Source organism: Arthrobacter sp. UC242_113, from assembly GCF_044054585.1.
In the GTDB taxonomy this organism is placed as follows: Bacteria; Actinomycetota; Actinomycetes; order Actinomycetales; family Micrococcaceae; genus Arthrobacter.
In genome coordinates, this window is sequence record NZ_CP171968.1 from 544,524 (window position 1) to 558,361 (window position 13,838).

General features: G+C 68.2%; 8 protein-coding genes and 1 pseudogene. 2 read left to right on the plus strand and 7 right to left on the minus strand.

The features are described 5' to 3' along the window. Nucleotides 1-11 precede the first annotated feature (11 nt). Entirely contained in the window at nucleotides 12-1,532 is a 1,521-nt protein-coding gene (locus ACHMXB_RS02500) for an SDR family oxidoreductase (protein ID WP_395405085.1), read from the minus strand. Nucleotides 1,533-1,895: 363 nt separating this feature from the next. Here ACHMXB_RS02500 and mfd point away from each other — a divergent pair. Beyond that, nucleotides 1,896-5,646, plus strand: a pseudogene (gene mfd, locus ACHMXB_RS02505) (transcription-repair coupling factor). Nucleotides 5,647-5,651: 5 nt separating this feature from the next. Further along, nucleotides 5,652-6,473 carry a metal-dependent hydrolase gene (locus ACHMXB_RS02510; protein WP_395402483.1) on the plus strand — a complete coding sequence of 274 codons (822 nt, stop codon included), beginning with the start codon at nucleotides 5,652-5,654 and terminating at the stop codon, nucleotides 6,471-6,473. A gap of 115 nt (nucleotides 6,474-6,588) precedes the next feature. On the opposite strand, the gene ACHMXB_RS02515 is transcribed toward ACHMXB_RS02510, so the two are convergent. From ACHMXB_RS02515 to nirB, 6 genes are all read right to left on the minus strand, one after another. Beyond that, entirely contained in the window at nucleotides 6,589-6,822 is a 234-nt protein-coding gene (locus tag ACHMXB_RS02515; protein WP_395402485.1) for a hypothetical protein, read from the minus strand. 46 nt (nucleotides 6,823-6,868) lie between these two features. Next, a complete protein-coding gene (gene deoC, locus ACHMXB_RS02520; RefSeq protein WP_395402487.1) occupies nucleotides 6,869-7,612 on the minus strand; it encodes a deoxyribose-phosphate aldolase in 744 nt (247 codons plus the stop codon). Between the two features lie 83 nt (nucleotides 7,613-7,695). Further along, complete coding sequence (locus tag ACHMXB_RS02525) at nucleotides 7,696-8,556, minus strand: FAD-dependent oxidoreductase (protein WP_395402489.1); 861 nt, start codon at nucleotides 8,554-8,556, stop codon at nucleotides 7,696-7,698. 252 nt (nucleotides 8,557-8,808) lie between these two features. Next, complete coding sequence (locus ACHMXB_RS02530) at nucleotides 8,809-9,990, minus strand: uroporphyrinogen-III synthase (RefSeq protein WP_395402491.1); 1,182 nt, start codon at nucleotides 9,988-9,990, stop codon at nucleotides 8,809-8,811. A 14-nt stretch (nucleotides 9,991-10,004) separates the two neighbouring features. Beyond that, nucleotides 10,005-11,039 carry a uroporphyrinogen-III C-methyltransferase gene (gene cobA, locus ACHMXB_RS02535; RefSeq protein ID WP_395402493.1) on the minus strand — a complete coding sequence of 345 codons (1,035 nt, stop codon included), beginning with the start codon at nucleotides 11,037-11,039 and terminating at the stop codon, nucleotides 10,005-10,007. A gap of 2 nt (nucleotides 11,040-11,041) precedes the next feature. Beyond that, nucleotides 11,042-13,672, minus strand: a complete 2,631-nt coding sequence (gene nirB / locus ACHMXB_RS02540; protein ID WP_395402495.1) for a nitrite reductase large subunit NirB — start codon at nucleotides 13,670-13,672, stop codon at nucleotides 11,042-11,044. Between the last annotated feature and the right edge of the window lie 166 nt (nucleotides 13,673-13,838).

Genomic DNA, 13,838 nt, shown 5'->3' on the forward strand with positions numbered 1-13,838 from the left:
CTCACCACATCCTACGGGGTTGGCCGCGCTTCCCCGGCACCGGTCCACCGGGCATCGGGCTCTGCGACGCCGGTTTTCTCCTCCGCGGACAGCCTCCGGGCCGCCGCGGTGATGTTGCGGGACATGGCCGGGAAGATGATGCTGTGGAACGGAAGAACGGCCAGCCAGTAGAGCCGCCCGCTGAGTCCTTTGGGGAAGAAAATCGCACGCTGGCGGTAAAGGCTTCCGGAACCGTCGCGCTCCACGCAGAGCTCCAGCCAGGCGCGTCCGGGTGCGCGCATTTCTGCCCGGAGGCGGAGTAGGCGGCCGCGCTCGATCCGTTCCACGCGCCACCAGTCCACCACCTCGCCTGCCACCAGATGGTGCGGATGCCGCCGGCCGCGGAGCAGGCCCGCTCCGCCCGAGAGCTTGTCCAGCCAGCCGCGTACGCTCCACGCGAGTGGGAGCGAGTACCAGCCGTTGCGGCCGCCGATCCCCTCGATGATCGTCCACACGTGTGCCCGGTCCACATCGCTGGCAAAGGTCCGCTCGTCGACATACACCCTGTGCCCGGCCCAGCCCGGGTCGCTCGGGAGCGGGTCGGCGTCCGCTCCGGCGTTGGCCCAGGTGGTTTCAACCTGGCCGTCGCGTTCCTTGCCGAGTGCCAGGGCCACTGCCCTGCGGTAGCCGGTGAGACCGCCGTCGGGCTGTCTGATGTAGGCGTCGATGTCATGTTCGGCCGAGACGGCATCGTGCTGGAGCGACTGGACCAGCGGCACGGACATGGACAGCGGAATCGGGGTCACCAGGGCAACCCACAGTCCGGCCAGCCTGGGTGCCGGCACTGGAAGTGCCAGGACCGGCCGCGCCGGCAGGCCTGCCTCGGCCGCGTACTCCTTCATCATGCCGGCGTACGTCAGGACATCCCGGCAGCCGATGTCGAAGGTGCGGTTGAGGGGTTCCGTCAGTGCGGCGGCTCCGACGAGGTAGTAGAGCACGTCCCGGACGGCGATGGCTTCGATCCGGTTGCGGACCCAGCTGGGCGCCGGCATGAGGGGCAGGGTTTCGGCGAGGTGGCGGATCATTTCAAACGACGCCGAGCCGGAGCCGATGACCACTCCGGCCTGGAACACGATGGCGTCCACGGGGCCGGAGAGAAATACCTCGCCCACGGCCTCGCGGGAGCGCATGTGCGTTGACAGTGCCGTGTTGCGCGGGTGCAGGCCGCCCAGATAAACGATCCGCCGGACGGAGGCAGCCGCGGCGGCACCGGCCACAAGCCCGGCCATCGCTTTTTCCTTGGCCTCGAAACCGGAGCCCGCCGCCATGGAATGGACCAGGTAGTAGAGCACGTCCACGCCCTGCAGGGCTTCCTCCAGCGCCGTGGTGTCATCGAGGCTGCTGCGGACCACCTCGACGTCGTCGAACCACGGCACGCCGGCGATTTTCTCGGGGGACCGGACCAGCACCTTGACGCGGTGTCCGGCGTCCAGCAGCCGGGGGACCAGCCGCCCGCCGATGTACCCGGTGGCGCCGGTGACAAGTACTGTCAGGGCCTCGGGGCTACGGGGCTCGGCTGTCCGGGGCTCTTCCGTCCGGGCCTCGGGGCCGGCGCTGGCTCCTGCCGTGCCGCCAGTGCCGCTGTCATGTCCGCTGCTGTCATGTCCGCTGCTGTCATTTCCGGTCTGGTCGCTCACGGGAGTCTCCTTGGGGGCGGCGGCATGGCTGTGCTGGACTTGAAGTGCTGGCTTCAGGATGTGCCGAATTTCATCTGTTCAGCAAGCTTATCAATGCGGCCCCGGGGGCCCGGATGCCGCCTGCCTGCCCGCGGGGGTAGGCTGGAAGCCCCGGCATTCGCAAGAATCTCGGCTTTTCGTGTTGCCTGCGTTCGAATGAGATTCCAGGAGATCCTGCCCATGAGCTCCAAAGGCCAGCGCCTTACCGGCCAGCCCTCCAACGGCCTGCCCCTCGACGGCCTGCGCCGCGCCCTTCAGGCGGACAGGACGTTCACCCGGGTGCAAACCGAGGCGGCGCGGAGCTTCAGTGGCCGCAGCGAGGACTACCAGATCAGCGCCCCCGCAGGTTTGCGGCCCGTGCTGCTGGCAGAGATGGCGGATGGCCTGCTGAAAACAGCAGAAAACGACGGCGCTGCCTCGGATCACACCGCTCCTGGGGTGGTTCTTGCCGTCACCGCCACGGGACGCGAGGCCGAGGATCTTGCCGCCGCGCTCCGCGCCTACCTGCCGGCCAACGCCGTGGCCGAGTTCCCCAGCTGGGAAACCCTCCCGCACGAGCGGCTCTCCCCGCGTTCGGACACGGTGGGCCGCCGCCTGTCGGTCCTGCGGCGCCTGGCGCATCCTGAAGACGAAGCACACCGTGATGGCGCAGCCCATCCTGATGGCGCAGCCCACCCGGAAAACGCGGCGGGCCCGCTCCGTGTGGTGGTGGCCCCGGTCCGGGCCGTGGTCCAGCCGATCGTGGCCGGCCTGGGGGAACTAATTCCGGTGACGCTGAAGGTGGGCCAGGAGGTCCCGTTCAATGACGTGATCCGGAACCTTGCGGCCGCCGCCTACTCCCGCGTGGACATGGTCACGCACCGCGGCGAATTCGCCGTCCGCGGCGGCATCCTGGACGTGTTCCCGCCCACCGAGGACCACCCCATCCGGGTGGAGTTCTTCGGCGACGAGGTGGACCAGATGCGCTGGTTCGCCGTCGCCGACCAGCGCTCGCTGTCCGCCCCCGGCGTGCATCACCCCACCGAACTCCACGCCCCGCCCTGCCGGGAAATCCTGATCACTCCCTCGGTCATGTCCCGGGCTGCCACGCTGAAGTCCCAGCTGCCCGCCGCTGCCGACATGCTGGAGAAGATTGCCGGCGGCATCGCCGTGGAAGGCATGGAATCCCTGGCGCCCGTCCTCGTGGACGCCATGGTCCCGTTCATGGAACAGCTGCCCGCGGGGTCCATCTCCGTGGTCATCGAACCGGAGAAGGTCCGCACCCGCGCCCACGACCTCGCGGCCACCAACGAGGAGTTCCTGGAGGCGGCATGGTCCACGGCCTCGGACGGCGGAACCGCGCCGCTGGATCTCAGCTCGCAGGCCTCGGCAGCCCTGCATTCCGCCAGCTTCCGTTCCCTGGCCGAGACCCGCTCAGCGGCGTTGGGGCACGGGGTGTCCTGGTGGTCCATCACGTCGCTGGCCACGGACGAGGAACTGACGCCGGACATCGACGTGCTCAACCTCCACGCCCGCGAACCTCGCGGCTACCAGGGCGACGTGGCGGAAATGATGGACTTCATCGGCTCGCACGTGCGGGACCAGTGGCGGATCGTGGTGGCCACCGAAGGCCCGGGCCCGGCCCAGCGCCTGGCCGAACTGTTCCACGACGCCGACATCCCCTGCGCCCGGGTGGACACGCTGGACCACGAACCCCAGGCGGGGATCATCGAGGTGACCACTGCCGCCGTCGGACGCGGTTTTGTCCTGGACGGACTGAAACTCGGTCTCCTGACCGAGGCCGACCTGCTGGGCCGCACCTCGGCAGGTTCCACGAAGGACATGCGCCGCATGCCGTCCAAGCGGCGGAACGCCGTGGATCCGCTGCAGCTGGTGGCCGGCGACCACGTGGTCCACGAACAGCACGGCATCGGCCGGTTCGTGGAACTGATCCAGCGCAAGGTGGCCGGCGGCGGTGACGGCGTCCGCGAGTACCTGGTGCTGGAGTACGCGGCATCGAAGCGCGGGGCGCCGGGGGACAGGCTGTTCGTGCCCACCGACCAGCTGGACCAGGTGACGCGCTACGTGGGCGGCGACACGCCCGTGCTCAGCAAGATGGGCGGCGCGGACTGGGCCAGCACCAAGTCCAAGGCGCGCCGGGCGGTCAAGGAGATCGCCGGCGAGCTTATCCGGCTCTACTCAGCCCGGATGGCGTCGCGTGGCCACGCCTTCGCGCCGGACACGCCGTGGCAGCGCGAGCTTGAGGAGGCCTTCCCGTACGTGGAGACCCCGGACCAGCTGACCACCATCAACGAGGTCAAGGCCGACATGGAGCGGGAGATCCCCATGGACCGGCTGGTCTCCGGCGACGTCGGCTACGGCAAGACCGAGATCGCCGTCCGCGCGGCCTTCAAGGCGGTGCAGGACGGCAAACAGGTGGCGGTGCTAGTGCCCACCACGCTGCTGGCCCAGCAGCATTATGAGACGTTCACCGAGCGGTTCTCCGGCTTCCCGCTGCGCGTCAAGCCGCTGTCCCGGTTCCAGGCGTCCAAGGAGGCCAAGGAAACCGCCGAGGGCGTGAAGAACGGCTCCGTGGACGTGGTGATCGGCACGCACCGGCTGCTGTCCAAGGACTTCGAGTTCAAGGACCTCGGCCTGGTGATCGTGGACGAGGAGCAGCGTTTCGGCGTCGAGCACAAGGAAGCGCTGAAGAAGATGCGCACCAACGTCGACGTCCTGGCCATGAGCGCCACCCCGATTCCGCGGACCCTGGAGATGTCCCTGACCGGCATCCGCGAAACGTCCACGCTGGCCACACCGCCGGAGGAACGCCACCCCGTGCTTACCTACGTGGGCCCGTACACGGACAAGCAGACCTCCGCTGCCATCCGCCGCGAACTGATGCGCGAGGGCCAGGTGTTCCTCGTCCACAACCGCGTCTCCACGATTGAAAAGACCGCAGCCAAGATCCGCGAACTTGTCCCCGAAGCCAGGGTCGAGGTGGCACACGGCAAGATGTCCGAGAGCCGCCTGGAGCAGATGATCGTGGACTTCTGGGAGAAGCGCTTCGACGTCCTCGTGTGCACCACCATCATCGAAACCGGCCTGGACATCTCCAACGCCAACACCCTGATTGTGGACGGCGCGGACAAGTACGGCCTGTCGCAGCTCCACCAGCTGCGCGGACGCGTCGGCCGCGGACGCGAACGGGCCTACGCCTACTTCCTCTACCCCTCCGAGAAGCCCCTGGGCGAGGTGGCGCTGGAACGGCTGAAGGCCGTGGCCACCCACAACGAACTCGGCGCGGGCATGCAGCTGGCCATGAAGGACCTGGAGATCCGCGGCGCCGGCAACCTGCTGGGCGGTGAACAGTCCGGCCACATCCAGGGCGTCGGCTTCGACCTCTACATCCGGCTGGTGGGCGAGGCCGTGGCCGAGTACCGCGGCGAGGCCGAGGAGAAAGCCGCCGAGATGAAGATCGAGCTGCCCGTCAACGCGCACCTGCCGCACGACTACGTGCCGGGGGAGCGGCTGCGGCTGGAGGCCTACCGGAAGCTGGCGTCGGCACTCACCAACGAAGCCATCGACGAAGTCCTCGCCGAGCTCGTGGACCGCTACGGCGAGCCGCCGCTGCCCGCCCAGAACCTGGTCGCCGTCGCGCGCTTCCGGGTGGGTGCCCGCGAAGCCGGGCTGTCCGACGTCGCCCTGCAGGGGAACTTCATCAAGTTCTCCCCGGCACAGCTTCCCGAATCGAAAACCATGCCGGCTTAACCGCATGTACCCGGGCGCGCAGTCCAAGCCCGCCCTCGACGCCGTCCTCATCCCCAAGCCGAAAACCGCACGGATCGGCGGCCGCGACCTGCAGGACGCCGAAATCCTGGCATGGGCCGACGGCGTCATCCGCAACATTTTCTCCGACGCTCCGGTCCCGCTCGAAGCCACGAAGGGCTAGCCGTGATGGGAGGACACCACGCCGCGTCAGGGGCCGCGGCGTGGGTGGCTATTGCCTCGACGGGGCCGTATACCCTGGGCTGGTATCCCCTGGATGCCACCGGCGTGCTGATCGGCGGCATGGCGACGGCGGGCACCGCCCTCGTGTGCGACTGGGACCACCGCTCCAGCACCGTGGCGCACTCCCTGCCGCCGCTGTCCAACATGATTGCGGTGGGCATCGAGAATGCCAGCGGCGGCCACCGGCAAGGTACGCATTCGGTGCTGGGGGCGGCCATGTTCGTGCTGCTCGCCGCGGTGGCGGCGCAGATCCAGGTGGACACGCCGTGGGGCGTGCTGTCCGTCGGCGCCGGGCTGCTGTGCATGTTCATGATCAACATCGCGGCCAAGGCTCTGAAGCTGTTTCCGAAGTCCGGGTGGATCAGCAACTGGATCTTCGCCCTGGCCATGGCCGGCCTGGTGACCTGGTTTGCACCGCACCAGTGGACCTGGCTGCCCATGTCCATGCTGATCGGCGTCGTGGTCCACATTGTGGGGGACATGGTGACCACCGGGGGTGTTCCGCTGCTCTGGCCGCTGGTGATCAAGCCGCCGCGGTTCCTGCGCCGGTTGTGGGTGCTGCGGAACTTCTGGCGGCCCAACGGCGCCTTCTCCATCCCGCTGCTGGGCCGGGCGGGCTCCCGGCGCGAGTGGCTGGTGCTGATTCCGGTGAGCGGCTACGCCATGGTGGGAATGTGCCTGGCGGCCTGGTCGCTGGCCGGCACGCATTTCCCTGCGGCGCTGGCCCTGGCCGGCCGGCTGGCCAGCAGCCTGCTCGGACTAACCTGACCGCGGGCTGCCCTGAAGGACAGGACTGCCGTGATGCACAGTTAACGTGATGCACAGTTAAAAAGCCGAAGCCCCGGAACGTTCCGGGGCTTCGGCTGCAAAGTCTGGGTGGCGTTTAGTATTCGCCGGCCGAATCCGAGCGGCCGGTGATGGTCTGCGGGATCCAGAACGCCAGGGCGAACAGGCCAAGGCAGACGGCCATCGGCCACGGGTTCTCCAAGGACAGGAAGGACAGCGAGTAGATGGCGCCCAGGAACAGGGCCATGATGACCACGAAGAGAACGATGCTGCCAACCAGGCTGTTCTCGTTCTGGGGCGTCTTTACCTGCTGGTCAATCTTGCTGGACATTCATTCCTCCTCGGCCCCGCGGGGCTCAAACTGTGGCTGCCGCCGGTCAGTACGCAGACGAACCCTGTTCGCCTTTGACGATTGCAATACCGGAGCTGGCGCCAATACGTGTTGCACCTGCAGCAATCATAGCCTGTGCGTCCTCGAGGGAACGCACGCCGCCGGAGGCCTTGACCCCCAGGTCCGGGCCCACCGTGCGCCGCATGAGGGCCACATCTTCGACCGTAGCGCCGCCGCCGTTGAAGCCCGTTGAGGTCTTGACGAAGTCGGCGCCCGCCTCCACGGCCGCTTCGCAGGCCAGGACCTTCTGGTCATCGCTGAGCAGGGCAGTCTCGATGATGACCTTCAGGATCGCCTCGCCCTGGTGGACGGCCTCGGCGACAGCCTTGATGTCATCCACCAGGGCGCCCTTGTCCGAGGCCCTGGCCGCAGCGATGTCGATGACCATGTCCACTTCGTCGGCGCCGTCCAGCACGGCCCCGCGGGCCTCGAACGCCTTGACGTCGGCGGGCGTGGCGCCCAGCGGGAAACCCACCACGGAACACGTGAGCACGCCGGTGCCCCTGAGCGCTGTCTTCACCGTCTTGACCCATACGGGGTTCACACACACCGACTTGAACCTGTACTCGGCGGCCTCGGCACACACCTTGAGGATTTCCGCCTCACTGGCCTCCGGCTTCAGCAGCGTGTGGTCGATGAAGGAAGCGATGCCCCGCGTCCCGCTGCCCTCCCCGGGAGATCCTGCGGGGCTGGTCGCGGTGCCCGTTCCGGGGCTGGCTTCGTTGCTCATGCTTGTCCTTTCCATGGGCCTTTGGCCGAAGGCGCCCCGGGTGTCGCGGCGCCCTTGCGAACCATCCTGCCACAGCAGGAAAGCTAGGCAGCGGTGGCCAGTTGCCCCACGGAAAGCGCGGCCATGAGCTCGGCCGCGCAGACGCCGGCAGCGGACCCGGACGCCACCAGCAGTCCCAGCCGCACGCCGTCGAACGCTGCCGCGTCCCCGACGGCCCAGATGCCCGGCACGGACGTGCGGAAGTCGCGGCCGACGACGATCCCTCCGGTCGCCGCCGTCTTCACGCCGGCGGCGGCCGCCAGGTCATCCCGGGGCGTGCGGTCCTCGGCGAGGACCACCAGGTCGCCGCTCATGCGGCTGCCGTCCTCGAACACGACACCGGCAGCCGGCAGGACGGAGCCGGCAAGCGTTGGCACGACGGCGGCGGGCCGGGCAGTGGTGCGGACCGGCCGGACGCCGCGGGCGCGGAGCACTGCTTCGGCCTGTCCGGCGGCTGGACCCGTGCCCACCAGGATGCCCAGCGGCCTGCGGCCGAGGACCCGGGTGACTTCCTTGACGGCGTGGCCGATCTTCGCGGCGTCATCGATGGTGGAGTAGCTGAGGCAGCGTCCGGCGCCGTCGACAGGGGAGTCCACCGGGGCCGAGCCGGTGGCGATGACCAGCTGGTCGTAACCGAACTCCATGCCGTCCACGGTGGTGACCACCCTGGCGGCGGCGTCGATGTGGCTGGCGGGCTGGCCGAAGCGCACGGAGACGAACGGCAGGGCGGCCAGTTCCATCAGATCGTCGGGGGCGTCGTCGCGGCTGCTCAGCACCGTGACGGTTCCGGGGAACCGTGCGGCGGCCAGCTGGGCCACGAGGGCCTGGGCTGCCGGGCCTGCCCCGGCGATGACGATCTTGGCGGCAGGGGTGGCGGTGGACGGAAACTGTGCCGGAGCGGACATGTGCGGGCCCTTTCGAATGCTGCACCAGGCGGGCCGATCTGGGGCCCTGTTGTGCTGATGGGACCCAGCCTAGGGGGAACGTTTTTCGCGGGTGTTTCCCTGCCATTGCGGAATTGTCCCCGGCTGTTCCCTGCTTGTTACCACCGGGCAACAAAAGGGAGTTTTTGTCCAGATATCGCGCCCTAAACCACGTTTTGGGGCCATTATCTGGACAAAAACTCCCTCTGTTATTCGCGTCATACCGCGTGTCCGTTAGACGCGGATGCGGTAGCCGCGCTTCACCACTGTTTCCACGAGCTTGCCGTCGGGCAGGGAAGACCGCAGCCGGCTGACCGTCATGTCCAGCGCGTGCACCGAGCCGCGCAGTTCCAGCAGCTCGGAGAGGGACTCCCGGGAAAGGACCGCACCGCCGGCGCCCAGGAGCGCGCGGAGCAGCAGCAGCGGCGCCGGAGCGATCTCCACCGCCTCGCCATCGATCCGCAGTGAACGGCCGCGCAGTTCCACCTTTCCGGACCGTGTGTCCAGGCGGCGCACATGGTTCAGCGCGAGGTGCTCGCACACCAGCCGGATCAGCGCGCCCATCCGGAACCGTTCCGGCACCAGGGGAGTGATGCCGGCGTCCAGCAGCGGCTGCGCCGTCACCGGGCCAACGACGGCGGTTGTCACCGTGGTCTTGAGGCTCTCCACGAGCTGCTTGTACAGCCCCATCTCGTGGGCCGTGCTCCACATGGCGTCCACGGCGGGGGCACTCGTGAAGGTGAGGACGTCCAGGTTGCCGCTGCACGCGGCCTCGATCAGGCGGGGGAGCCGGTCAGCGCCGTCGGGCTTGACCCAGCGGTACGGGGTCACGGTCAGGACGGTGGCTCCGGACATCCGCAGCCGTTCCAGCTGGCGGACATCCGTGTAGCCGTGCAGCTGCACTGCCACGGTTTTGCCGCGCACGCCCTCGGCCAGCAGCATGTCCACCAGCGTTGCGGTGGTTTCGTCGCTGCTGATTCCGACGTCGGCCAGGCCGGCCGCGCGCACGGCGCCGCGGGCTTTGGGTCCTCGCACGAACATCCGGCAGGCGCCCAGGGTTTCCAGCAGCTCCTCACCGATCCCCGAAGCGTCCGCGGCCTCGCACCAGCGGCGCATGCCGTAGGCGGTGGTGGCGATGCAGAGGTCGGGCTTGGCCGCGATAATCGCCTTGGTGTCCTCGATGAGGCTGATGTCCTCGTTCACGGGGGCGATCTTCAGTGCCGGGGCGTGCAGGACCTCGGCGCCGCGGCGTTCCAGGGCCTCGATGAGGTCCCGCGAACGGCGGTGGGACGTCACGCCGATCCGAAAACCCTCCAGCGGGGCCTCGGCCGCAGCCTCCGGAGCGCTTTCGGTCAGTGCGGTCTCGGTGAGTGCGGTCTCGGCGGGTGATGTTTCGGTGGGAGCTAGTGCATTCATTGCGTTCATGCCTATCACGAACCCAGCAGCGAGGCCGCCAGACGGTCGAGTTCCGCCTCGGCCTCGGCATGCCCGCGGTTGGCCTCAGCCACCCGCACCACCTCGCCGATCACCAGGACGGCGGGGTTGCTGCAGCCGGCGGCGGCAGTTGCGATGGTGCCCAGTTCCGCGATGGTGGTCTTCTGGCCCGGCCGGTAGCCGCGCTCCACCACGGCCATGGGCATGTCGCTGCGCATCCCGGCGCGGCGCAGGCCGGCGGCGAGGTGGTGCAGCGTGCCGATGCCCATCAGCACCACGATGGTCCCGCCCAGGCCGGCCAGGTGCGTCAGTTCCTTCTCCGTGAGCGGCGCGTGGCCGGACACGACGGTGAACATGTGGCTGACTTCACGGTGCGTCACGGGGATGCCGGCGGCAGCCGGTACGGAGATGGCGCTGGTGACGCCGGAAATCACCCGGACGGGGACGCCGGCGGCGACGCAGGAAGCAACTTCCTCCCCGCCGCGGCCGAAGACGTACGGGTCGCCGCCCTTGAGGCGCACCACGTTGTTGCCTTCCAAGGCGGAAGCGACCATGAGCTTCTCGATGTCGCCCTGGCTCACCTTGTGGTGTCCCGGGCGCTTTCCGACGTCGACGAGCTCGGCGGAGGTGAGGGACGCCAGCTCCTGGTACGGGGCCAGCCGGTCGTAGAACACGACGTCGGCATCGCGCAGGGCCTTGACGGCCGCCACGGTCAGCAGCTCGCCGGTGCCCGGGCCGCCGCCAACCAGCGTGACGTGGCCGGCCCGGCCGGCGGCCGGCTCGGCCGCCACCGGAATGCCGGCGGCGCGGCAGCGGTCCAGCAGCGGCTCCCAGCCGGTCTGGCCGTCGTCGACCGCCGCGACGAGGAACGGGCGCTCGGGGAGGGGACCGTCGTGTCCGGCACCTTGCGGGGTGCTGAGGCGGGAGATGACCGCGCCGGCTGCCTCGTAGCGGCGGACGGCCTGGCGGGCGGCGAAATCCGAGCCGGTGACCAGGACGTCGCGGCCGGTGAGATCAATGCTGAGCTGCATGCCTATACCTCGTTCTCATCGCGGGGCCGCATCGGAATGGAAGCGCCGATCAGGACCTTCCCTTTTTCCTCGGCCGTTGCCGGGCGCATCTGGCCGCGCTCGTCCGGGACGAAGGTGATGGAATCGTCCTTCTGGTCGGGGGCGTTGACGAAGGAGCGGAACCGGCGGAGGCGCTCGGGGTCCTTCAGGGTGTCTGCCCACTCGTCGATGTAGGTGTCGACGTGCTTGGCCATGGCTGCCTCGAGGTCCTCGGCGATGCCCAGGGTGTCCTTGACCACCACGTCCTCGACGTGCTTGATGCCGCCGTCGAGCTCTTCCTGCCAGCGTGCGGTGCGCTGCAGTCGGTCGGCCGTGCGGATGTAGTACATGAAGTAGCGATCGATGTACTTGATCAGGGTTTCATCGTCGAGGTCCTTGGCCAGCAGCTGGGCGTGGGCCGGGGTGGCACCGCCGTTGCCGCCGACGTACAGGTTCCAGCCGTCCGCGGTGGCGATCACGCCGACGTCCTTGCCGCGGGCCTCGGCGCATTCGCGGGCACAGCCGGAGACGCCCATCTTGAGCTTGTGCGGGCTGCGGAGGCCGCGGTAGCGGAGCTCGAGCTGGATGGCCATGGCCACCGAGTCCTGAACGCCGAAGCGGCACCAGGTGGAACCGACGCAGGACTTCACCGTGCGCAGGCTCTTGCCGTAGGCCTGGCCGGACTCGAAGCCGGCATCCACCAGTTCCTTCCAGATTTCCGGGAGCTCCTCCAGCCGGGCACCGAACATATCGATGCGCTGGCCGCCGGTGATCTTGGTGTACAGGTTGTACTTTTCGGCGACGGCGGCGATGACGCCGAGCTTCTTCGGGGTGATCTCGCCACCGGCGATGCGGGGGACCACCGAATAGGTGCCGTCCTTCTGCATGTTGGCCAGGGCGCGGTCGTTGGTGTCCTGCAGGGTGCCGCGGCCGGCGTCCAGCACGTAGGCGCTGTTCTGGCTGGCGAGGATATTGCCGATGGTCGGCTTGCAGATGTCGCAGCCTGCACCGGTGCCGTACTTGGCCATGATCTCTTCGAACGAGGTCAGTTCGAGGACACGGATGGCGTCGAACAGTTCCTGGCGGGACAGCTCGATGTGCTCGCAGAGGGCCTTGGAAACCTCGACGCCGGACTTGGTCAGTTCGGTTTCGAGCAGCTTCTTGAGCATCGGCACACAGGAACCGCACTGGGTGCCGGCGCGGGTGCAGCCCTTGAGTTCGCCGAGTTCCTGCACCGGGGCGTTGCCTTCGCAGGCGCCGCAGCCGTTGATGGCGTCGCGGATGGTTCCGGCTGCGACGTTGTTGCAGGAGCACAGGGTGGCGTCGTCCGGCAGTTCGGTTTCGGGGGCGTCGCCGCCGCCGGCCGCGCTGAGGAACGCTCCGGGCTCGGCGGGAAGTTCGCGGCCCAGGAGCGGACGCAGGCTCATGTACGGTGAGGCGTCACCCACGAAGATGCCGCCGAGGAGGGTCTTGGCGTCGTCGGTGGTGACAATCTTCTGGTAAACGCCGCGGGCGGGGTCGGCGTAGACGATCTCGAGGGCGTGCTCGGTCTTGGCGAAGGCGTCGCCGAAGCTGGCCACATCCACGCCGGACAGCTTCAGCTTGGTGGCGGTGTCGAATCCGGGGAAGGTTGCATCCCCGCCGTGCAGGCGGTCTGCCACGATCTCGGCCATGGTGTTGGCCGGGGCAACGAGGCCCAGGCACATGCCGCCGAAGTTGGCTACTTCACCAATGGCCCAGATGCCCGGTACCTCGGTGGCGCAGTAGTCGTTGATGACCACGCCTCCGCGCTGGCCAAGGCTGAACACCTGTTCCTCGCCCTCGGCGGCGCGGAAGAGTTCGTCGCGGGGCCGGACGCCGATGGCGACGATCACTATGTCTGCATCGATGGTGCGGCCGTCGGCCATGAGCACACCCGTGACCTGGCCTTCGCCGTCGGAAAGGACCTCCGACGGGAAGACGCCGCCGTGGACTTCAAAGCCCTTGGCCTTGATGAGCCGGCCCATTGCCTGGCCCGCTCCTTCGTCGAGCTGCGTGGCCATCAGCCACTGGGAACCGTCGATGACGATTGGCGTGGCGCCCAGCTGCTCCGTGCCGGCTGCCGACTCGAGGCCGAGGAGGCCGCCACCGATGGTGACCGCTTTGACCTTGCGGCCGAGCTTTTCCGTCAGTTCGGCGATGGCCTTGTTGATGGCCCAGACGTCTTCCAGCGTGCGGTACACGTGGGTGAGTTCGGCGCCCGGGATCGGCAGACGGGCGGCATTTGAACCCGTGGCGACCACCAGTTCGTCGTATTCGAACGTGTTGCCGGCAGCGGTTTCCACCGTCTTGGCCTCGGCATTGATCTTGATCACGCGCTCGCCGGTCTTCAGGTCCACGGAAGCGTGCTCCCACATGGCGGCCTCGCCCAGGGTGAGGTCGTAGTCCATATCGGTGAGGGCCTTGGAGAGCGCAACCCGGTCATAGGGGAGGTGGGCTTCCTCAGTAAGGACAGTGACATGCCAGCCTTCGAGGCCGCGGGCATGCATGGCATCAGCAAAACGGTGGGCTGCAGGGCCGCCGCCGGCGACCACAATGCGGCGCGGAGTCGATGAGGTTGAAGTCTGTTCGGTCACTGTGGGCCTTTCGCTGGGCCGCAGACGGTGCTCTGCAGCTTGTGCATCCAGCCTAGGGAGGCGCAGTTTCGCTTCAGTTTCCCAATTGTTTCGTGAACTTAACTTCTGCATCACGGGATTGTTTCGGGTCCCGTGAGGTGTCTTTTACGTTCTTGACACATTGACT

What these genes read in the sequence shown, in the direction of transcription:
- ACHMXB_RS02510 (WP_395402483.1), top strand. Translation starts at nt 5,652, where the DNA reads ATGGGAGGACACCACGCCGCGTCAGGGGCCGCGGCGTGGGTGGCTATT.
- ACHMXB_RS02515 (WP_395402485.1), bottom strand. Translation starts at nt 6,822, where the DNA reads ATGTCCAGCAAGATTGACCAGCAGGTAAAGACGCCCCAGAACGAGAAC.
- deoC (WP_395402487.1), bottom strand. Translation starts at nt 7,612, where the DNA reads ATGAGCAACGAAGCCAGCCCCGGAACGGGCACCGCGACCAGCCCCGCA.
- ACHMXB_RS02525 (WP_395402489.1), bottom strand. Translation starts at nt 8,556, where the DNA reads ATGTCCGCTCCGGCACAGTTTCCGTCCACCGCCACCCCTGCCGCCAAG.
- ACHMXB_RS02530 (WP_395402491.1), bottom strand. Translation starts at nt 9,990, where the DNA reads ATGAATGCACTAGCTCCCACCGAAACATCACCCGCCGAGACCGCACTC.
- cobA (WP_395402493.1), bottom strand. Translation starts at nt 11,039, where the DNA reads ATGCAGCTCAGCATTGATCTCACCGGCCGCGACGTCCTGGTCACCGGC.